Origin of the sequence: Streptomyces sp. NPDC006435, from assembly GCF_040612315.1 — a bacterium.
In the GTDB taxonomy this organism is placed as follows: domain Bacteria; phylum Actinomycetota; class Actinomycetes; order Streptomycetales; family Streptomycetaceae; genus Streptomyces.
Window position 1 is genome coordinate 84,098 of the sequence record NZ_JBEXPY010000022.1, and the last position, 20,724, is coordinate 104,821.

Here is a 20,724-nt window from a genome sequence, read left to right on the forward strand (position 1 = left end):
GGCATAAGACGTTCATAGTCTTGTTTGCGTGGCGTTGTGTTGCTCGGCAATCGATGCGCGGTGTTGTGCGCATTGTGTCGCTGTGTTGCATTGCTTTGGTCGGTTTGGTTTGCGGTTTCGGAGCATCTTCGGAGGACACCAGTGGGACGACTCTTCGGCACGGACGGCGTGCGCGGTGTCGCCAATGCGGATCTGACGGCGGAGCTGGCGCTCGGCCTCTCGGTGGCCGCGGCGCACGTGCTCACCGAGGGGAGCGCCGCCGACGGCGCCCGGCCGACGGCCGTGGTGGGCCGTGACCCACGCGCCTCCGGGGAGTTCCTGGAGGCCGCGATCGTTGCCGGTCTCGCCAGCGCGGGCGTGGACGTCCTGCGCGTCGGTGTGCTGCCCACCCCCGCGGTGGCGTACCTCACCGGGGCGTTGGGGGCCGACCTCGGCGTGATGCTCTCGGCGAGCCACAACTCCATGCCGGACAACGGTGTCAAGTTCATCGCCCGCGGCGGTCACAAGCTCTCCGACGAGCTGGAGGACCGGATCGAGTCGCTCTACGAGCAGCACCGCACCGGTGAGCCGTGGGAGCGCCCGACCGGTGCCGGTGTGGGACGTGTCACCGAGTACACGGAGGGCTTCGACCGTTACGTGGCCCACCTCGTCGCGGTCCTGCCGAACCGGCTCGACGGACTGAAGGTGGTGCTCGACGAGGCGCACGGGGCCGCCGCCCGCGTCTCGCCGGAGGCCTTCGCCCGGGCCGGCGCCGAGGTGATCACGATCGGTGCCGACCCGACCGGCCTGAACATCAACGACGGCTGCGGTTCCACCCATCTGGAGCCGCTGAAGGCCGCCGTCGTCGAGCACGGCGCGGACTTCGGCATCGCGCACGACGGCGACGCCGACCGCTGCCTGGCGGTGGACGCCTCCGGCGCGGAGGTCGACGGCGACCAGATCCTCTCGGTCCTGGCCCTCGCCATGCGCGAGGCCGGACAGCTGCGCAAGGACACCGTGGTCGGCACGGTCATGTCCAACCTCGGCTTCAAGATCGCGATGGAGCGGGAGGGCATCCAGCTCGTCCAGACCGCCGTCGGCGACCGCTACGTGCTGGAGTCGATGAAGGCCGAAGGCTACGCGCTGGGCGGCGAGCAGTCCGGCCACGTCATCGTCCTGGACCACGCCACGACCGGCGACGGCACGCTGACCGGCCTGCTGCTGGCGGCCCGGGTCGCCGCCACCGGCCGTACGCTCGCCGACCTGGCCGGGGTCATGCAGCGGCTGCCGCAGCTGCTGATCAACGTCCCCGACGTGGACAAGTCCCGGGTCGGGACCTCCCCGGAGATCGCCGAGGCCGTCGCCGAGGCCGAGCGCGAGCTGGGCTCCACCGGACGCGTGCTGCTGCGCCAGTCGGGCACCGAGCCGCTGGTGCGGGTCATGGTCGAGGCGGCCGACATCGAGCAGGCGCGGGCCGTCGCCGAGCGGCTGGCCGACGTGGTGAAGTCCGCGCTCGGCTGACCGCCGCCGCCCCGTACGGACCGGGGCCGTCCCGTGCTCCCCGATTGCCGGGGGTCGCGGGACGGCCTTTTCCGTACCCGGTTCCGGCGGCTTCCCGGTTCCGGTGGCTTCCCGGCCCCGGCGGTCTCCGGTTCCGGTGGTCTCCCGGTTCCGGTGATCGGTTCTCCGGCTCCGGCCCTTCGGGGCCCGGCTTCCTCAGCTCCGGTCGTCGCCGGTCTTCCGGTTCAGGTTCCGGCCGCCGGGCGGGCCCGTCCGGCGGTGGTGCGCCGCCCACAGGGCCCGCTGGAGCAGCAGCGTCAGGGTGCCCGCGACCACGATCCCGCCGAGGTTGGCCATCAGCTGGAGCGTGGAGCCCCACATCTGGCCGTAGTCGCTGTAGCTGAACGCCACCGCCGCGTTGGCCGCGGCCGGCACGGTCGTCACCGAGATGGCGACCCCGATCAGCGCCCCGGACTTCGCCGAGGTGAGCGAGAGCGTCCCGGCGATCCCGGCCAGGAACGCCACCACGAACGACATCGCGTCCGGCTTCCAGATGAACGCGGTGTTGGGGCGCTCGCCCTCGATCATCGAGCGGGCGAACAGCCCGAAGGAGTCCATCAGCCAGGCGAACCCGGCCGTCAGCACCATCGCGACGGCGAAGCCGCCGACCAGTGCGTACAGGGACCGCAGCGCCAGCCGGGGCGCGCGCTGCACCAGGGCCGTGGAGATCCCGGCCAGCGGGCCGAACTCCGGGCCGACCGCCATCGCGCCCACGATCAGGATCGCGTTGTCGAGCATCACACCGCAGGCGGCGAGCATCGTCGCGACCGCGAGGAACGCGACGTACGTGACGCTGAACGTCGACTCCTCGTGGGTCGCCTCCGTCAGCTCCTCCCACAGCACCGCGTCGGCGCCCTCGCCCGGGGCGGCCTCCTCGGCCCGGTCGGCGTGCGCGGAGAGCGTCAGGTCCATGTTCTCGACGGTGATCGAACCGGACTCGTCGATGCCCAGCCCGCGCAGTGCGGAGATCAGCCCGTCGCCCGCCTCGCGGGCCACGTCGCACAGGACCAGGTCGCCGGCGGGGTCGCGGGCGGCCCCCGTCATCACCACGAGGTGCGTCGTGCCGACGGTGTCCTCCACCAGGCGGAGCACCTCGTCCGTGCGGCCGGCGGGGACGATCAGACGCAGATGCAGCACGCGGGCACTCCCGGAGGGCGAGGGCGGCGGGAAGAGAGCGGGGAGGGGGCTCAGAGCTTGCGCAGGGACAGCCGCTGGACCTTGTGGTCCGGGCCCTTGCGCAGCACCAGGGTGGCACGGCCCCGGGTGGGTGCGACGTTCTCCACCAGATTCGGCTTGTTGATGGTCCGCCACATCGTCGCCGCGTACTCCATGGCCTCCTCCTCGGAGACCTGGGTGTACTTGCGGAAGTACGAGGACGGGTCCTGGAACGCGGTGTCGCGCAGTTTGCGGAAGCGGTTGAGGTACCAGGTCTCGATGTCCTCGGTGCGCGCGTCCACGTACACGCTGAAGTCGAAGTAGTCGGCGAGCCCGACCCTGGTCCGGCCGTCCTTGCCGGGCATCGCGGGCTGGAGGACGTTCAGCCCCTCGACGATCAGGATGTCGGGGCGGCGCACGCTGAGGCGTTCGTCCGGGACGATGTCGTAGATCAGGTGCGAGTAGACGGGCGCCGTCACCTCGTCCTTGCCGGCCTTGATGTCGGCGACGAAACGGGTCAGGGCCCGCCGGTCGTACGACTCGGGGAAGCCCTTGCGGGACATCAGGCCGCGGGCCCGCAGCTCCTTCATCGGCAGCAGGAAGCCGTCGGTGGTCACCAGCTCGACGCGCGGGTGCTCGGGCCAGCGGGCCAGCAGCGCCTGGAGGATGCGCGCGGTGGTGGACTTGCCGACCGCGACGCTGCCCGCGACGCCTATGACGAACGGGGTGCCGCGCTGCTCGCCGTGGCCGTTCCCGGCGTCCCCGAGGAAGGTGTTCAGCGCGCCGCGCAGGCCCGAGGTGGCCTGGACGTAGAGGTTGAGGAGGCGGGAGAGCGGCAGGTAGACGTCCCGTACCTCGTCGAGGTCGATGACGTCCCCGAGGCCGCGCAGCCGCTCGACCTCGTCGGCGCTCAGCGGCAGCGGGGTCTTGTCGCGCAGGGCGCTCCATTCGGCGCGGGACAGATCGACGTACGGCGTCGCCGCGGGCTCGGCGCGTCGGTGGGTGCTCCGTGGCGGCGAAGTGATCACGGGTTCATTGTTGCGGGAGTTTTAACGGAGTGGGGGGTGGGCTCGGTCACGTGGGGTACGGCGGGCCGCCGCCGTCCTCGTACGGGCTGACGGCATCGCCCCGCAGCGGAATTCCCGAATCCGTCGGTGACCTTCACAGGACCCCGTCGGGATCGGGTGCAGGAGTGGGGCAGGGGCAAGAGCGAGAACTTGCCGGATGCGCGAGATGCCGTTGGGGCGGCCGGATACCGATGGGAGGACGCGCGGTCGGCCCGTGGCCTCCGGGGCGGCGCGCCCACCGCGCGGGAGGTGGGGAAAGCTCCGGCCCGGCCGGGGCAGGGCATGTTTCCGGTGCCCGGAGGGGGGTGGGTGCGACCCTTTCCCGGTTGGCCGGAAACAGGCTCCCCGCGCGATGGCGCCGCAGTGAAAGGTGTGCAGGCGGGCGTCGAACGGACGCTCTGGTAGATCAATCATTTGTTCGCTTCGATGACCCTTGGGGGACACATGCGCACCGAAATGATTCTCACCAACGACGCCACCGACCTGGACCTGGACCTCCGCATCGCCGAGGCACCCGACCAGACGCAGGAGATCGGTGGCGGCAACTACAGCTCCCCGAGCAGCTACGCGATCGGCACCCGCTGTCCCGTCTGCTGCATCTGACGCGACGACCGGACGTCCGGCCGGTGTGACGCGACGGCCGGGCGTACCGGCCGGTACGACCCGGTGGCCGGTGCGACCCGGTCGGGGGTCTCCCGCCCGGGCCGGGTCCGGCACGATCCGAGCGAGAGGCCCTGAGCGGAACGGGCGGGGCGGGCCGAGCCCGCCCCGCCCTTCCCGCACCACCGCACCCTGGGGGACGACCGACGTGCGATCAGACCTGGACCTGGACCTCTTCGAGGTCCGCGAGCCCGTGCTCGTACGGATCGCGAGCATGCCGCGCGACCGCGACGAGCACCGGGTCGACGCCGACGACCCGGTGCCCGGACTCCGGCTGCTGGCCGCCGATCCGCTGCTCCGCCAGGCCGTCGAGGTCGCCAGCGGAAGCCTCGCGCTCGGTCTCCGGCGCCTGGCCACCGACGAGGGCGTCGCCGCCCTCGGCCCGAAGCGCGTCCTCAGTGCCGCCCGGACCCTCACCCGCTACGCGCGCCGGGCCGGCGGCCGCCCCACCCCCTTCGGCCTGTTCGCGGGCGTCGGCAGGGCCTCGTTCGGGCCCGCCGCCGATGCCCGGACCACCGGTCCCGGCGAGGTGGCGGTCCGTCTCGACGGCGGCTGGCTGCACCGCCGGGTGCTCGACTGGCTCGCCGTCCCCGCGGTCCGCCGCCGGACCGACGTCGTCCTGAACGACCTGTGCGTACGGCGGGACGGGCGGCTCACCCTGCACACCGGCGGGCGCGAGGTCTCGGTCCGGGACAACGCCCTCGTCGCCGCGGTCCGCGAGGCCGCCGAGCGGCCCGTACCGTACGCCGTCCTGCTGGACGAGCTGGCCGGGCGCTTCCCCGCCGTCGCCGCGGACCGCGTCGACGGTCTGCTCGCCGGGCTCGTCCAGCACGGCTTCCTGCTCACCCCGCTCACCCCGCACCGCATCGACGCCGCCCTCCTCGACCGGATCGAGGCCGCCGTGGACGGGACCGTGCCGGGTGCCGCCGAGGCACTGCGGGCGGCCCGTGCCGCCGCCGGCGCCCACGAGGCGGACCCGCCCGGTGCGGGCCGGGACTCCTGGCGCGCCCTGCTCGCCGCCGTCCGGGCCGTGGAGGGCGACGGCGCGGCGGCCGACGACGGTGGACGGCCCCCCGTCCACGTGGACCTGCGGATGCCCGACGGCATCGTGCTGCCCGGGGCGGTCGGGGAGGAGGTGCGCCGCTACGCCGCCGCGATCTGGGCGATGACCCCGCAGTGGGGCGCCCTCGACCACATGCGGGAGTACCGCGACCGGTTCATCGAGCGGTACGGGACCGCCTGCGCCGTCCCGCTCGCCGACCTCGTCGACCCGCACCGCGGCCTCGGCCTGCCGCCCGAGTACGGGGCCCACGCGCCCGACACCCCCCGCCCCCGTCCCGGCTCCGGCGACGACCCCGACCGCCCCCGCCGCGCCGCGATCGCCGAACTCACCCAGCAGGCGATCCTCGACGGCGGCGACGTCGAACTCACCGACGCCGACGTGGCACGCCTGGCCGAGGCCGCCGGGCACACCCCGGTGAGCCGCCCGCCGCGCACCCTCGAACTCTGCTTCCAGATCCTCGCGGACAGCCGGGAGGCCCTCGACCGCGGCGACTTCCTGCTCCTGGGCAGCCCGCACATCGGCTCCTGGACCGCCGGGGCGACCGCCGGCCGCTTCGCCGCCCTCACCGGGCTCACCGACGGCCTCGCCCGGCTGGTGGCGGGCCCCGGCGACGAGGACGTCCTCGTCGCCCAGGTCGAGGTCGCGCCGAGCGACCCGCGCTCGCTGAACATCGTGCAGGTGCCGCCGCTGCTGCCGTACCGCATCCCCATCGGCGTCGCCGACGACCGCGGCGACCCGCACTGCCTGGACTGGCGCACCCTCCTGGTCGCGGCGGGCGAGAACGGGCTGCGGCTGCTGCACGGCCCGACCGGCCGTCAGGTCGTCCCCGTGATCCCGCACATGCTGGCCCTCGACACCCAGGCGCCGCCCGTCGCCCGCTTCCTCTGCGACCTCGCGGCGGCCCGGCCCCGGGTCTGGTCCGGCTGGGACTGGGCGGGGCTCGACATCCTCCCGTACCTGCCGGGCGTCCGGTACGGACGGGTGCTGACCGCGCCGCGCCGCTGGCTCGCGGACCGCAGGCTGCGGGACGCCGCCCGGTCGCCGGACGCGGCCGTGTGGGCGCGGGGCCTGAACGAGTGGCGCCGCCGGGGCCGGGTGCCGGACCGCGTCCAGATCGCCCGCAACGACCAGATGTTCCCGGTCGACCTGCGCGAACCGTGGGACCAGGGGCTGCTGCGCGCCGAACTGACCGCGAAGGAACCCCGGTTCCAGCTGTACGAGGACCTCACCGCGGACGGCGCCGGGCTCGGCTGGAACTCCGGGCACAGCACCGAGATCGTCGTCCCGCTGGTCCGTGCCCCGCACGCCCCGCCGGCCGGTTCCCCGGACGCCCCGGCGCCGCTCGCCAGGTCCGGCATCAGGCTCGCGCCCACCGCGGTCCACCTGCCGGGCGAGGACTGGCTGACCGTCAAGCTGTACGCCGAACAGGCCACCCACGACGACCTCCTCGCCGACCGCCTCCCCGAACTGCTGGCCGAGGTGGAGGAGGATCTCGACCGCTGGTTCTTCATCCGCTACCGCGACCCCGACCCGCACCTGCGGATCCGGCTGCACGGCGACCCGGCCGTGCTGCGGGACCGGGTGCTGCCCGCCGTCGCCCGGCACGTGCGCCGGCTGACCGGGGCGGGCGCGGTGCGGACGATGACGCTGGACACGTACCGCCCGGAGACCGACCGCTACCTCGGCCCCGCCGCGCAGGAGGCCGTCGAGGAACTCTTCCTGACCGACAGCCGGTCCGCGCTGCTCCAGCTGCGGGCCCGGCGCGCCGGGGCGGCGGGCGTGCCGCCCGAGGTGCTGGCCGCCGCCGGGCACGCGGTGCTGCTGGACTCGCTGGGCGACTGGGACTGGTGCGCCTGGGCGGACCACATGTTCACCAAGGGCCCCGACCACGAGGTCTACCAACGCCACCGGGCCCTGGCCGACCGGCTGGTCCGCCCGGGCGACGTGCCCGGCGACACCGCCCGCACCGTCGCCGCCGGGCTCGGCGTCCCGGCGCTCGCCGAACTGTGGGCCGACGCCCCCGAGGCGCGGGCCTACGGGAAGCTGGTGCTCGCCGCCGACGAGGCCGATCGCGACGAGGCGGTGCTCTCGCTGCTGCACATGCGGCACAACCGGCTGTTCGGCATCGACGCCGCGGCGGAGGCCCGCGGCTACGCGGTCCTGCGCGGGGCCGCCCGTACCCAGGTCGCCCGCCGGGCCCACGAGGCCCGGTCGTCCGCGAGGAGCACCCGATGACCGCACCGCACGGCACCGGCCGCCCCGGCCCGGACCGGGAACCGCTCCGGACCCCGGCGCCTGCCGCACCGTCCGTCACCGCGCAGCCTGCGGCCGGGTCGTCCGCCACCGAACCACCCGCCGCCGTGCCGTCCGCCACCGGTCCGCGCGAGCGTGCCGGGCAGGTCTCGGAGCTGATCCTCGACAAGCTGGCCGACCCCGCCGCCACCATGGCCGCGACCCGGATACCGGCCGAGGCGTCCGACGACGGCGAGGCCGAGGGCATCTGGGCCGAGATGACCCTGGGCAGCGGCAGTCCCGGCCTGGCCATCGCCTTCAGCGGCGCGGCCCGTCCGGGCACCGACCGCACCGCCCGCGCGCACGGCTACCTCGCGGTCGCCACCCGGGCCGCGGGCACCGGGGACACCGCACCGAGCGGCATCTTCAAGGGGCCCGGCGCCCTCGCCTTCGCCGTACTGCTCGCCCACCGGGCCACCGGCGGCTACGTCTCCGCGCTCCAGCGCCTGGACGGCTACCAGCGGGAACTGGTGCGCACCGCGCTGCCCGCCGTCCCGCAGGACTCCCCGCTGCCCACCATCGGCCACTACGAGCTGGTGCGCGGAATGACCGGCGTGGGCCGCTACCTGCTGGCCCGCGCCGGGACCTGCGGCGAGGAGCTGGAGACCGTACTGGCCTATCTGGTCCGCCTCGCGCAGGGCGAGGTGGAGCACCGGGGCCACAAGGTGCCGCGGTGGTGGGCCCTGGACGCGCCCCGGATCGGCGCGGAGCACCGGCTGCCCGACGGGCACCTCAACCTCGGACTGTCGCACGGTGTCGCGGGACCGCTGGCCCTGCTGTCGACGGCCTGGATGCAGGGGGTCCGGGTGCCGGGCCAGCGGGAGGCCGTCGAGTCGGCCGCCGGGCTGCTCATGCGGTGGGCGGTGCGCGACGGGCACGGGGTGTTCTGGCCCCCGCACCTGAGCCTGACCGAGTGGCTGGCCGGGCCCGACGCCTTCGCCGAGCCCGCCGGATGGCCCTCCTGGTGCTACGGAGCCCCCGGCGTCTCCCGCGGGCTCCAGCTGGCGGGCCTGGCGCTGGACCGCACGGACTGGACCGGCACGGCGAAGGCGTCCGCGGAACGGCTGCTGGCCCTGCCCATGGAACGGTGGGGCATCAACGACCACGCCCTGTGCCACGGCTGGGCGGGCGCCCTGCACCAGCTCGGCCGGCTGAACGAGCACATCGGCGACGAGCGGATCGAGGTGCTGCGCGACCGGATCGCGGCCCGGCTGGTCGCGGACTTCGACCCGGAACTGCCCTTCGGACACCGCTTCACCATGACGAAGGTGCCGTTCGGGACGGACGTCTCCGGGTACCTCGACGGGGCGGCGGGCGTGGCCCTGGCCCTGGACTCGTACTCCGTCGGGGGCACGCCCTCGGACTGGGACATGCCGCTGCTGCTGTCCTGATGGCGGACCCGGTCCCGCCGTCCCGTCCCCGGTCCCGCCGTCCCGTCCCCGGTCCCGCCGTCCCGTCCCCGGTCCCACCGCCCCGTCCCCGGTCCCACCGTCCCGGGCCCGTTCCTGCCGGCCCTCCCGGGCCGGACGCCCCGCCCCGCCGCACCGGACGTCCCGCCCACCGCGCCGCCGTCCTCCCTGCCGCCCCGTGCGCCTTCTGCGACGATGCGAAGAAGAGGGGGTTCGGCCGCGAATGGGCATGAAGGGAACGGTATGTGCGGAATCGTCGGTTACGTCGGTGGGCAGTCGGCGCAGGACGTCGTCGTGGCGGGTCTCAAGCGCCTCGAATACCGGGGCTACGACTCGGCGGGCATCGCCGTCCTCGCGGACGGCGGCCTGGCCGCGACGAAGCGGGCCGGAAAGCTCGTCAATCTGGAGAAGGCACTGGTCGAGGCACCGCTCCCGGCCGGGAGCACGGGCATCGGGCACACCCGCTGGGCCACCCACGGCGCGCCCACCGACGCCAACGCCCACCCGCACCTGGACAACGCGGGACGCGTCGCCGTCGTGCACAACGGGATCATCGAGAACTTCGCCGCCCTGCGCGCCGAACTCGCCGGCCGCGGCCACGACCTGGTCTCCGAGACCGACACCGAGGTCGTCGCCCACCTGCTGGCCGAGGCGTTCTCCTCCTGCGCGGACCCGGCGGAGGCGATGCGACAGGTCTGCCGCCGACTGGAGGGCGCGTTCACCCTCGTGGCCGTGCACGCCGACGCGCCCGAGGTGGTCGTCGGGGCCCGGCGCAACTCGCCGCTCGTGGTGGGGGTGGGGGAGGACGAGGCGTTCCTGGCCTCCGACGTGGCCGCGTTCATCGCGCACACCCGTTCCGCGATCGAACTGGGCCAGGACCAGGTGGTGGAGCTGCGCCGGGAGGGCGTCACCGTCACCGACTTCGACGGGCGCCCCGCCGAGGTCCGCAAGTACCACGTGGACTGGGACGTCTCCGCCGCCGAGAAGGGCGGCCACGACTCCTTCATGCTCAAGGAGATCGCCGAACAGCCCGGGGCCGTCGCCGACACGCTGCTCGGAAGGATCGACGGCGAGGGCTCGCTCCGCCTCGACGAGGTGCGCATCCCGCCGCACGAGCTGCGGGAGGTCGACAAGGTCGTGGTCGTCGCCTGCGGCACGGCGTTCCACGCCGGGATGATCGCCAAGTACGCCATCGAGCACTGGACCCGCGTCCCCTGCGAGACCGAGCTGGCCAGCGAGTTCCGTTACCGCGACCCGATCCTCGACCACCGCACCCTGGTCGTCGCGATCTCCCAGTCCGGCGAGACGATGGACACCCTGATGGCCGTGCGGCACGCCCGCGAACAGGGCGCGAAGGTCCTGGCCATCTGCAACACCAACGGCTCCACGATCCCCCGGGAGTCCGACGCCGTGCTCTACACGCACGCCGGACCCGAGGTCGCCGTCGCCTCCACCAAGGCCTTCCTCACCCAGTTGGTCGCCTGCTACCTCGTCGCCCTGTACCTCGGACAGGTCCGCGGCACGAAGTGGGGCGACGAGATCCGCACCGTCGTCCGCCAGCTCTCCGAGATCTCCGGGGCGGTCGAACGGGTCCTGGAGACCATGGAGCCGGTGCGCGAACTGGCCCGCTCCCTCGCCGCCCACGACACGGTGCTCTTCCTGGGCCGCCACGTCGGCTACCCCGTGGCCCTGGAGGGCGCGTTGAAGCTCAAGGAACTGGCGTACATGCACGCCGAGGGCTTCGCCGCGGGCGAGCTCAAGCACGGGCCGATCGCGCTCGTCGAGGACGGGCTGCCGGTCGTCGTGGTGGTGCCCCCGCCGCACGGCCGGTCGGTGCTGCACGACAAGATCGTGTCGAACATCCAGGAGATCCGGGCCCGCGGCGCCCGCACCGTCGTCATCGCCGAGGAGGGCGACGAGGCGGTCGTCCCGTACGCCGACCACCTGATCCGGATTCCCGTTGCGCCTACGCTGCTCCAGCCGCTGGTGTCCACCGTGCCGCTGCAGGTCTTCGCCTGCGAACTGGCCCGGGCCCGCGGCAACGACGTGGACCAGCCGCGCAATCTGGCGAAGTCCGTGACCGTGGAGTAGCGAGGGATGAGGGGACGCCCGTGATCATCGGGGTCGGGATCGACGTGGCCGAGATCGAACGGTTCGACGCGGCGCTGCGGCGCACGCCGCAGATGGCCGAACGGCTCTTCGTCGAGAGCGAGTTGCTGCTGCCCAGTGGTGACCGGCGGGGCATCGCCTCGCTCGCCGCCCGGTTCGCCGCGAAGGAGGCCCTGGCGAAGGCGCTCGGCGCGCCGGGCGGGCTGCTCTGGACGGATGCCGAGGTGTACGTCGAGGACAGCGGGCAGCCCCGGCTGCGGGTGAGCGGCACGGTCGCCGCCCGCGCGGCCGAGCTGGGCGTGCGGCACTGGCACGTCTCGCTCAGCCACGACGCGGGGGTGGCGTCGGCCGTGGTGATCGCGGAGGGTTGAGCACATGCGTACCGCGTACAGCGTCGAGACCGTACGGGCCGCCGAGCGGGCCCTGATGGCCCGCCTCCCCGAGGGCGCCCTGATGCAACGTGCCGCCGCCGGACTCGCGGCGGCCTGCGCCGACGTGCTGCGCGGGCGCGGCCGGGTGTACGGGGCCCGGATCGTCCTCCTGGTGGGCAGCGGCGACAACGGGGGCGACGCGCTGTACGCGGGCGCCCGGCTGGCCCGCCGGGGCGCTGGCGTGCGCGCCGTGCTCACCGCGCCGGGCCGCGCCCACGCGGGCGGACTCGCCGCGCTGCTCGCGGCCGGCGGCCGGGTGGCGGACGGACCGGCGGACGGAGCGGCGGGCGCGGCGGAAGGCGTCCTCGCCGAGACGGAGGCCGCGGTGGCGGACGCCTGGGGCGGACACGTCGACCTCGTCGTGGACGGTGTCACCGGCATCGGCGGACGCGGTGGGCTGCGCCCGGGGGCCGCCGCGCTCGTGCGGGCCTTCGCGGCGACCGGCGCGCCCCTGCTCGCCGTGGACCTGCCCAGCGGGGTCGAGGCCGACACCGGCGAGGTGCTCGGGGACGCGGTGCGCGCCGACGCCACCGTCACCTTCGGCACGTACAAGCCGGGCCTGCTCGTCGACCCCGCCGCCGAACTCGCGGGCGCGCTGCGCCTGGTGGACATCGGGCTCGGGCCGGAGCTGCCCGCGGTGCCCGACCTGGAGGCGCTCCAGTACGCGGACGTCGCCGCGCTGCTGCCGGTGCCCGGCGGCGGGAGCGACAAGTACCGGCGCGGGGTCGTCGGCGTCGTCGCCGGTTCGGCCCGCTACCCCGGGGCGGCGGTGCTGGCCGTCTCCGGGGCGCTGCGCGGCGGCGCGGGTGCCGTGCGGTACGTCGGTCCGGGCGCCGACGCGGTGATCGCGCGCCATCCGGAGACGCTGGTGCACACGGGGCCGCCGTCGAAGGCGGGCCGGGTCCAGGCGTGGGTCGTGGGGCCCGGCCTCGGCGACGGCGCGGAGGCCGCCGGGGCGGTGGACGACGTACTGGCCACCGAGGTGCCGGTGCTCGTCGACGCGGACGGGCTGCGGCTGCTCGACGCCGCCGCCGTGCGCGCCCGCACCGCGCCGACCGTCCTCACCCCGCACGCCGGGGAGGCCGCCGCACTGCTGGGCGTGGCGCGCGAGGAGGTCGAGGCGGGACGGCTCGCCGCGGTGCGCGAACTGGCCGCCCGCCACCGCGCCACGGTCCTGCTCAAGGGCTCCACGACGCTGGTCGCCGACGGCGCCGGGGACGCCCCGGTACGGGTCAATCCGACCGGTACCGCCTGGCTGGCCACGGCCGGCAGCGGCGACGTCCTCTCCGGCCTGATCGGCTCCCTGCTGGCCGCGGGCCTGGCCCCGCGCGACGCCGCGTCGGTCGGCGCCCATCTGCACGGCCTGGCCGCCCGGCTCGCCGCCGACGGCGCCCCCGTCTCCGCGCAGGACGTCGCGGAGGCGCTCCCGGCGGCGTGGCGGGACGTACGGGCCTGAGCGATCCTGGGCGCAGGCGGACGCCGACCGGACCGGAGGACGCCGACGGACGCCGAACAGACGCCGACAGGAGGACCGACCGTGGGCAGCAGCGACGAGGTGCGCGTACGCCGGGTGTACGAGCCGAAGGAGGACGGGGACGGCACCCGCGTCCTGGTCGACCGGCTCTGGCCGCGCGGCGAGTCCAAGGAGAGGGCGGCGATCGACAAGTGGCTCAAGGACATCACCCCGTCCGATGAGCTCCGCGACTGGTACCACGAGGACCGCACCGCCACCCGCTACGACGAGTTCGTCGACCGCTACCGCGCCGAACTGGCCGACCCCGTCCACACGGCGGCCGTCCGGGAGCTGGTCGAACTGGTCCGGGAAGGCGGCCCGGTGACCCTGGTCACAGCGGTCAAGGACGTACCGCACAGTCATGTCCCGGTCATCGTCGACCACCTGGAGCACGAACTGCACCACCACTGAGGCGTCCTCGCGCCCCCGGCGCCCGCCGCTCGCGGGCACCGGCACGCGGGGGCACCCGGACCGCCGCCCCGGTACCCCGCCGTACGCCTCTGAGAGACTGGGCGCGATGAACGAGACAGCGTCCTTGAGAGCCCGTGCCGAGATCGACCTCGCCGCATTGCGTGCCAACGTGCGCGAACTGCGCGCACGGGCGGCGGGCGCGCAACTCATGGCCGTCGTCAAGTCCGACGCCTACGGGCACGGGGCGGTGCCCTGCGCCCGCGCCGCGCTGGAGGCCGGGGCGACCTGGCTGGGCACCGCCACGCCGCAGGAGGCGCTCGCCCTGCGGGCCGCCGGGCTCGGCGGCCGGGTGATGTGCTGGCTGTGGACCCCGGGCGGTCCCTGGCGCGAGGCGATCGAGGCCGACATCGACGTGTCGGTGAGCGGGATGTGGGCCCTGCGCGAGGTCGTCGCCGCGGTGGCGGAGGCGGGCGCGCCGGCCCGGGTCCAGCTCAAGGCCGACACCGGCCTCGGACGCAACGGCTGCCAGCCCGCCGACTGGCCGGAACTGGTCGCCGCCGCCCGCGCCGCCGAGGCCGCGGGCACCATCCGGATCACCGGCCTGTGGTCCCACTTCGCCTGCGCCGACGAGCCCGGCCACCCCTCCATCGCCGCCCAGCTGACCGCGTTCCGGGACATGGTGGCGTACGCGGAGAAGGAGGGCGTCGACCCCGAGGTGCGCCACATGGCCAACTCCCCGGCGACGCTGACGCTCCCCGAGGCGCACTTCGACCTGGTGCGGACCGGGATCGCGATGTACGGCATCTCGCCCAGCCCCGAGCTGGGCACCCCGGCCGACTTCGGGCTGCGCCCCGTCATGACGCTCGCCGCCTCGATCGCCCTGGTCAAGCGGGTGCCGGCCGGTCACGGGATCAGCTACGGCCACCACTACACCACCGCCGCCGAGACCACCCTGGGCCTGGTGCCGGTCGGCTACGCGGACGGCATCCCGCGCCACGCCTCCGGCCGCGCCCCGGTCCTCGTCGGCGGCGTCACCCGGCGGATCGCGGGCCGGGTCGCCATGGACCAGTTCGTCGTCGACCTGGGCGGGGACGAGGTCGGGGTGGGCAGCGAGGCGGTGCTCTTCGGCCCGGGGGACCGGGGCGAGCCCACCGCCGAGGACTGGGCGCGGGCCGCCGACACCATCGCGTACGAGATCGTGACCCGGATCGGTACCCGCGTGCCGCGCGTGCACCTGAACGCGACCCCCGCCGAGTCCTGACCGAACGTGCACACCTGACCGGGCACGATTGACCGGGCACGATCCGAGTCACGGCCGGAACGGGCCGGTCCCGACCTGACGGATACGACCGACGAGGAGCGCGGCACGGTGAGCGAGATCGGTGCGGGGGACGCGGTGACGACGGCCGCCACGGCGGTCGGCTGGCGCCGGGCGGGCATCGCCGGAGCGGCCATAGGCGTGCTCGCGGCGGGCGCGGCGGCCGGTGTCGCGGTCGAACGGCTCACCGTCGGCCGGGGCATGCGCCGCAGGGCCAGGCTGACGCTGGACGCCACGGGCCCGTACGGCTCGGTGCGAGGGATGCCGGGCCGGGCCACGGCCGACGACGGCACCGAGCTGTACTACGAGGTCGACGAGGTCGAACCGGACGGCGGCGCGGCGGAGGCCCCGGCCGACGGCGACGCCACGGGCACCGGGACGCGCCGCCGCAGGCTCTTCGGCCGCAAGGCCCCCGCGCCCGTCACCGTGATCTTCAGCCACGGCTACTGCCTCGGCCAGGACTCCTGGCACTTCCAGCGGGCGGCGCTGCGCGGCCTGGTCCGCACCGTCCACTGGGACCAGCGCAGCCACGGCCGCTCCGAGCGGGGCCGGTCCCAGGCGCAGGGGGTGCCGGTCGGCATCGACCGGCTCGGCCGCGACCTGATGGCCGTGATCGAGGCGGCGGCCCCGGAGGGGCGGCTGGTGCTCGTCGGGCACTCGATGGGGGGCATGACGATGATGGCGCTGGCCGACCAGTACCCCGAACTCATCCGGGACCGGGTCGCCGCCGTCGCGTTCGTCGGCACGTCGAGCGGGAAGCTGGGCGAGGTCAGCTTCGGGCTGCCGGTCGCGGGCGTGAACGCGGTGCGGCGGGTGCTGCCCGGGGTGCTCAGGGCGCTCGGCTCCCAGGCCGAACTGGTGGAGCGGGGCAGGCGGGCGACCGCCGACCTCTTCGCGGGGCTGATCAAGCGGTACTCGTTCGGTTCGCGGGACGTCGACCCGTCGGTCGCGCGGTTCGCCGAGCGGCTCATCGAGTCCACCCCGATCGACGTGGTCGCCGAGTTCTACCCGGCCTTCACGGAGCACGACAAGAGCGCCGCGCTGCCCGCCTTCCGGGACGTCCCGGTGCTGATCCTGGCGGGCGACAAGGACCTGGTGACGCCCGCCTCGCACAGCGAGGCCATCGCGGACCAGCTCCCGGACGCGGAGCTCGTGATCGTGCCGGACGCCGGCCACCTGGTGATGCTGGAGCACCCCGAGACGGTCACCGACCGGCTGGCGGACCTGCTGGCCCGGGTCGGCGCGGTGCCGACGGCGGAGCAGCGGGGCCGGTGACCCGGCGGCGCGTTCCGCCCGCCGCGTCGACACCGCCGGATCCTCTAACGTTGGCGGGCATGGAAGCACCGCACAACAGTCCGGCGGCCGAGGTCGTCAAGAACGCCGTGCCGGACGGCGTCACCATGAGCCTCCCCGTCGAGTCCCCCGAACAGATGCAGGCCCTGGGGCGCCGGATCGCCGGGATCCTGCGCCCCGGCGACCTCGTGATGCTCACCGGTGAGCTCGGCGCCGGGAAGACGACGCTGACCCGGGGGCTCGGCGAGGGCCTCGGCGTGCGCGGCGCGGTCACCTCCCCCACCTTCGTGATCGCCCGCGTCCACCCGTCGCTGACCGGCGGCCCGGCGCTGGTCCACGTCGACGCGTACCGCCTGGGCGGCGGGCTCGACGAGATGGAGGACCTGGACCTCGACGTGTCGCTGCCGGAGTCGGTGGTGGTCGTGGAGTGGGGCGACGGCAAGGTCGAGGAGCTGTCGGACGACCGGCTCCACGTGGTGATCGACCGAGCGGTCGGCGACACGGACGACGAGCGGCGCGAGGTGACACTGGTCGGCATCGGCGCGCGCTGGGCGGGACTGCGCGAGTTCTAGGACGTTCCCGGCCCGACGGGACTTCCTGCCAGGACTTCCTGCCGGGACATGCGGACGGGACTTTCCGGACGGGACTTCCGGAACACGCCCCGGTGGTCCCGGACGCCCGGTGGCCCCGGACACCGGGCGGCCCCGGGGCGGGAACCCGGCCGCGGCACGTCATCCTTTCCGACAGTCTGTCGGCAAATTGTTGCGCGGGGCGGTCCGGGCGTGGTCACATGGATGGCGAGAGCGGGTTAGGTCTGCCTAACCACGCCTTCCGCCGGAGCCCCAGGAGGCATCCATGACGACGTTCGCCGACCGTGAAGTGCCGCCGCCGCCGACATCGATGAGAGACCTGCTGGCGGCCTGCGCCGCGGCCACGGCGGTCTCCACGCCGCCCACCCCGGCGGCCGTCACCCCCGTCACTCCCGTCACCGCAGTGCCCCGGACCGAGGCCGTCCCCGAACGCCGGGCGAGCTGACCGGTACTCCGATCCGACGAAGATCCCGAGAGTCCGGCGAGGACCCGACGAAGAACCGACGAAACGGCCCCGGGGGGCTGCCTCCCGGGGCCGGACCGGATTCCGCGGGGCGGAACGCGTGTCCTAGCGGACGACGACCACCTTCGTGCCCACCATCGCGAACTTCCACATGGCGTCGCCGTCGTCCCGGGACATCCGCACGCCGCCCGTCTTCAGCGTCGGGTCCGGGCTCTCCATCGAGCCGTCCACCGCCGCGCTGAACCCCACGACGGCGTCGCCCACCACCGCGAACCGCACCACGTGCTCGATCATCACGCCGTCCGAGCCCTTGGTCGGGGCGCCCGAGCGCGTGCTCACCCGGTAGGTGCCGGGCAGCGGGTTCAGCGAGCTGGGCATGACCTCGAAGGTCCGGGTCGCCTTCCCGGCCGCGTCCACGAGCCACACCCGCCGGTCGGCCAGCGCGTACACGACCCGCTGCCCGGTGCCGGAGCCCGCGGGGAGCGCGGTCGGCCGCGACTTCTTCTCCTTCGGCTCGGCGTGCTCGGTGGCGGAGGCTGAGGCGGACGCCTTCGGCCGGGGGGCCGCGAGGTTGTCGGGGGCGTTCGCCGAGGCCTGGTAGGCCAGGACGCCGACCGCGACGAGCGCGGCCGCGGTGAGCCCGGCCACGATTCCCGAGCTGCCTCTGGACACCGTGCGCGCCCCTTTCGCTTCCGTATGTCGTACAAGCGTTTAGCGTTTACGTCGTACCCGCGTGTGTGCACGGTGACGGTAGCAGCCGGGGCGGGTGGGACCGGGACACCGTACGGGGCGCCGTGCACCGGTCGGCGGAGCCGTAGGCTGTTTGCGTGCTCTTGCTCGCCGTGGATACCGCAACCCCCGCCGTCACCGTCGCCCTGCACGACGGGACCTCCGTCGTCGCCGAGTCCGGTCAGGTCGACGCCCGAAGGCACGGGGAGCTGCTGCTGCCCGCCGTCGACCGGGTCCTGGCCGAGGCCGGCCTGAAACTCGACGCCGTGACGGACGTGGTCGTGGGCGTCGGCCCCGGCCCCTACACCGGGCTGCGGGTCGGCCTGGTCACGGCCGCGACCTTCGGCTCCGCCCTCTCCGTCCCCGTGCACGGGCTGTGCACCCTGGACGGCCTCGCGTACGCCGCGGGCCGGGCCGGACTGGAGGGCCCGTTCGCCGTCGCGACGGACGCCCGCCGCAAGGAGGTCTACTGGGCGCGGTACGAGGACTCCCGCACCCGGGTCGCCGGGCCCGCCGTGGACCGGCCGGCCGACATCGCCGAGCAACTGGCGGGGCTCCCCGTCGTCGGCGCGGGCGCGGTGCTCTACCCGGAGGCGTTCCCGGACGCCCGGGGACCGGAGCACGTCAGCGCCGGAGCACTTGCCGCGCTCGCCGCCGAGCGCCTCGCCGAGGGTGCCGAACTGCTGCCGCCGAGCCCGCTCTACCTGCGCAGGCCCGACGCCCAGGTCCCGAAGAACTACAAGGTGGTCACCCCGCAGTGACGACCACGACCGCCGCCGTGCTGCGCGAGATGCGCTGGTGGGACATCGACCCGGTGCTGGAGCTCGAACAGGAGCTGTTCCCGGACGACGCCTGGTCGGCCGGGATGTTCTGGTCGGAGCTGGCGCACTCCCGGGGCCCGCGGGCCACCCGCCGCTACGTCGTCGCCGAGGACCGCGCCACCGGCCGGATCGTCGGGTACGCGGGACTCGCCGCGGCCGGCGACCTCGCCGACGTGCAGACGATCGGGGTCACCCGCGATCACTGGGGCGGCGGCCTCGGCGCGGAACTCCTCACCGACCTGCTGAGGCACGCCACCGCCTTCGAGTGCGTCGAGGTGCTCCTGGAGGTCCGCGTCGACAACACCCGGGCGCAGAAGCTGTACGAACGCTTCGGCTTCGAACCGATCGGCTTCCGCCGCGGCTACTACCAGCCGGGCAACGTCGACGCGCTCGTCATGCGCCACCACGTACAAGAGCACGTGCAAGAGCACGCACAGGGAACAGAGACTGACTGATGGCTGACGAACCGCTCGTACTCGGCATCGAGACCTCCTGCGACGAGACCGGCGTCGGCATCGTCCGGGGCACGACACTGCTGGCCGACGCCGTCGCGTCCAGCGTGGACACGCATGCCCGCTTCGGCGGCGTCGTCCCGGAGATCGCCTCCCGCGCGCACCTGGAGGCGATGGTCCCGACCATCGAGCGCGCCCTGAAGGAGGCCGGGGTGAGCGCCCGCGACCTCGACGGCATCTCCGTCACCGCGGGCCCCGGACTCGCGGGCGCGCTGCTCGTCGGCGTGTCGGCGGCGAAGGCGTACGCGTACGCGCTGAACAAGCCGCTCTACGGGGTGAACCACCTCGCCTCGCACATCTGCGTGGACCAGCTGGAGCACGGTCCGCTGCCCGAGCCGACGATGGCGCTGCTGGTCAGCGGCGGCCACTCCTCGCTGCTGCTCGCGCCGGACATCACCGCGGACGTGCGGCCGCTGGGCGCGACCATCGACGACGCGGCGGGCGAGGCGTTCGACAAGATCGCCCGGGTGCTGAACCTGGGCTTCCCCGGCGGCCCGGTCATCGACCGGCTGGCGAAGGAGGGCGACCCGGCGGCGATCGCGTTCCCGCGCGGGCTGACCGGTTCGCGCGACCCCGCCTACGACTTCTCCTTCTCGGGCCTGAAGACCTCCGTGGCCCGCTGGATCGAGGCCAAGCGCGCGGCGGGCGAGGAGGTGCCGGTACGGGACGTGGCGGCGTCCTTCCAGGAGGCCGTGGTGGACGTCCTCACCCGGAAGGCCGTGCGCGCCTGCAAGGACGAGGGTGTCGACCACCTGATGATCGGCGGCGGCGTCGCGGCCAACTCGCGGCTGCGGGCGCTGGCCGAGGAACGGTGCGAGCGGGCCGGCATCCGGCTGCGGGTGCCGCGGCCGGGGCTGTGCACGGACAACGGTGCGATGGTCGCGGCGCTGGGCGCGGAGATGGTGGCCCGGAACCGGCCGGCCTCGGACCTGGAGCTGTCCGCGGACTCCTCGCTGCCGGTCACCGACGCCCATGTGCCGGGCGCCCACGCGCACACCCATGACCACGACCACGTGCACGAGATCAGCAAGGACAACCTCTACTCGTGAACCGTACGACCGTCGCCCTGATGTGGGAGGCCCGCGCCACCGCCGGCCGGGGCCCCGAACTGCTGGAGTGGGCGCGGGCCCGCGCGGGCGAGCTGGCCCGCGAGCCGCTCCGCCGCGAACTGCTGCGCGCCCCGCAGGACCGGGTCCTGGTCATCACCTGGTGGGCGGGCGAGTACGGCGACGAGCTGCCCGAACTCCCGGAGCCGGACGCGGAGTTGATCACCCGCCCGGTGCACCGCTGGCGGTTCGAGTCCCTGGAGGCCGTCGAGTCCGCCGGCTGAGCCGCCCCGGCCGGGCGGG

At 74.5% G+C, this 20,724-nt stretch carries 19 protein-coding genes; 16 read left to right on the plus strand and 3 right to left on the minus strand.

The genetic code is table 11. The features are described 5' to 3' along the window. Positions 1 to 141: 141 nt before the first annotated feature. Positions 142 to 1,500, plus strand: coding sequence for a phosphoglucosamine mutase (gene glmM / locus ABZZ04_RS22015; protein WP_356933875.1), 1,359 nt, complete (start codon positions 142 to 144; stop codon positions 1,498 to 1,500). A gap of 195 nt (positions 1,501 to 1,695) precedes the next feature. Here glmM and ABZZ04_RS22020 read toward each other — a convergent pair whose 3' ends face one another. Further along, on the minus strand, positions 1,696 to 2,676 hold the full coding sequence (locus ABZZ04_RS22020) for a DUF389 domain-containing protein (RefSeq protein ID WP_356933876.1): 981 nt from the start codon (positions 2,674 to 2,676) through the stop codon (positions 1,696 to 1,698). A gap of 50 nt (positions 2,677 to 2,726) precedes the next feature. Then, on the minus strand, positions 2,727 to 3,722 hold the full coding sequence (gene coaA / locus ABZZ04_RS22025) for a type I pantothenate kinase (protein WP_148838722.1): 996 nt from the start codon (positions 3,720 to 3,722) through the stop codon (positions 2,727 to 2,729). A gap of 483 nt (positions 3,723 to 4,205) precedes the next feature. Here coaA and lanA point away from each other — a divergent pair, with 483 nt between their 5' ends. The 11 genes from lanA (at position 4,206) to ABZZ04_RS22080 (ending at position 17,295) form a co-directional block, all read left to right on the plus strand. Beyond that, positions 4,206 to 4,364, plus strand: coding sequence for an SCO0268 family class II lanthipeptide (gene lanA, locus ABZZ04_RS22030; protein ID WP_356933877.1), 159 nt, complete (start codon positions 4,206 to 4,208; stop codon positions 4,362 to 4,364). A 271-nt stretch (positions 4,365 to 4,635) separates the two neighbouring features. Then, positions 4,636 to 7,719, plus strand: coding sequence for a lantibiotic dehydratase (locus ABZZ04_RS22035; RefSeq protein ID WP_356933919.1), 3,084 nt, complete (start codon positions 4,636 to 4,638; stop codon positions 7,717 to 7,719). Beyond that, entirely contained in the window at positions 7,716 to 9,167 is a 1,452-nt protein-coding gene (locus tag ABZZ04_RS22040) for a lanthionine synthetase LanC family protein (protein WP_356933878.1), read from the plus strand. The genes ABZZ04_RS22035 and ABZZ04_RS22040 overlap by 4 nt, the downstream gene beginning before the upstream one ends. Positions 9,168 to 9,428: 261 nt before the next feature. After that, positions 9,429 to 11,276, plus strand: a complete 1,848-nt coding sequence (glmS, locus tag ABZZ04_RS22045; protein ID WP_356933879.1) for a glutamine--fructose-6-phosphate transaminase (isomerizing) — start codon at positions 9,429 to 9,431, stop codon at positions 11,274 to 11,276. A gap of 20 nt (positions 11,277 to 11,296) precedes the next feature. Next, a complete protein-coding gene (locus ABZZ04_RS22050; RefSeq protein WP_356933880.1) occupies positions 11,297 to 11,665 on the plus strand; it encodes a holo-ACP synthase in 369 nt (122 codons plus the stop codon). Positions 11,666 to 11,669: 4 nt separating this feature from the next. Next, positions 11,670 to 13,181: an NAD(P)H-hydrate dehydratase gene (locus tag ABZZ04_RS22055; protein ID WP_356933881.1), complete on the plus strand. Its 1,512-nt coding sequence runs from the start codon at positions 11,670 to 11,672 to the stop codon at positions 13,179 to 13,181. 81 nt (positions 13,182 to 13,262) lie between these two features. Next, complete coding sequence (locus ABZZ04_RS22060; RefSeq protein WP_356933882.1) at positions 13,263 to 13,649, plus strand: DUF488 family protein; 387 nt, start codon at positions 13,263 to 13,265, stop codon at positions 13,647 to 13,649. Positions 13,650 to 13,755: 106 nt separating this feature from the next. After that, positions 13,756 to 14,910, plus strand: a complete 1,155-nt coding sequence (gene alr / locus ABZZ04_RS22065) for an alanine racemase (protein WP_356933883.1) — start codon at positions 13,756 to 13,758, stop codon at positions 14,908 to 14,910. A 108-nt stretch (positions 14,911 to 15,018) separates the two neighbouring features. Beyond that, positions 15,019 to 16,242 (plus strand): alpha/beta hydrolase, encoded by a 1,224-nt coding sequence (locus ABZZ04_RS22070; RefSeq protein ID WP_356933884.1) that lies wholly within the window; start codon positions 15,019 to 15,021, stop codon positions 16,240 to 16,242. A gap of 59 nt (positions 16,243 to 16,301) precedes the next feature. Next, positions 16,302 to 16,832: a tRNA (adenosine(37)-N6)-threonylcarbamoyltransferase complex ATPase subunit type 1 TsaE gene (tsaE, locus tag ABZZ04_RS22075; RefSeq protein ID WP_356933885.1), complete on the plus strand. Its 531-nt coding sequence runs from the start codon at positions 16,302 to 16,304 to the stop codon at positions 16,830 to 16,832. A 283-nt stretch (positions 16,833 to 17,115) separates the two neighbouring features. Next, complete coding sequence (locus tag ABZZ04_RS22080; protein WP_356933886.1) at positions 17,116 to 17,295, plus strand: hypothetical protein; 180 nt, start codon at positions 17,116 to 17,118, stop codon at positions 17,293 to 17,295. Positions 17,296 to 17,418: 123 nt separating this feature from the next. Here the strand turns inward: ABZZ04_RS22080 and ABZZ04_RS22085 are convergent, their stop codons facing one another. After that, positions 17,419 to 17,985, minus strand: a complete 567-nt coding sequence (locus ABZZ04_RS22085) for a hypothetical protein (protein WP_356933887.1) — start codon at positions 17,983 to 17,985, stop codon at positions 17,419 to 17,421. A gap of 170 nt (positions 17,986 to 18,155) precedes the next feature. On the opposite strand from ABZZ04_RS22085, the gene tsaB reads away from it, so the two are divergent. From tsaB to ABZZ04_RS22105, 4 genes are read left to right on the plus strand one after another with little or no spacing between them, the layout of a single operon-like run. Then, the gene (gene tsaB / locus ABZZ04_RS22090) at positions 18,156 to 18,803 is read left to right on the plus strand and encodes a tRNA (adenosine(37)-N6)-threonylcarbamoyltransferase complex dimerization subunit type 1 TsaB (protein ID WP_356933888.1); all 648 of its coding nucleotides are present in this window, start codon (positions 18,156 to 18,158) and stop codon (positions 18,801 to 18,803) included. A gap of 29 nt (positions 18,804 to 18,832) precedes the next feature. Then, positions 18,833 to 19,318 carry a ribosomal protein S18-alanine N-acetyltransferase gene (gene rimI, locus ABZZ04_RS22095; protein ID WP_356933920.1) on the plus strand — a complete coding sequence of 162 codons (486 nt, stop codon included), beginning with the start codon at positions 18,833 to 18,835 and terminating at the stop codon, positions 19,316 to 19,318. Next, complete coding sequence (gene tsaD / locus ABZZ04_RS22100) at positions 19,318 to 20,424, plus strand: tRNA (adenosine(37)-N6)-threonylcarbamoyltransferase complex transferase subunit TsaD (RefSeq protein ID WP_356933889.1); 1,107 nt, start codon at positions 19,318 to 19,320, stop codon at positions 20,422 to 20,424. Before rimI ends, tsaD begins: the two co-directional genes overlap by 1 nt. Positions 20,425 to 20,444: 20 nt before the next feature. Continuing rightward, positions 20,445 to 20,705: a hypothetical protein gene (locus tag ABZZ04_RS22105; protein WP_356933921.1), complete on the plus strand. Its 261-nt coding sequence runs from the start codon at positions 20,445 to 20,447 to the stop codon at positions 20,703 to 20,705. The last annotated feature ends 19 nt before the right edge of the window (positions 20,706 to 20,724 follow it).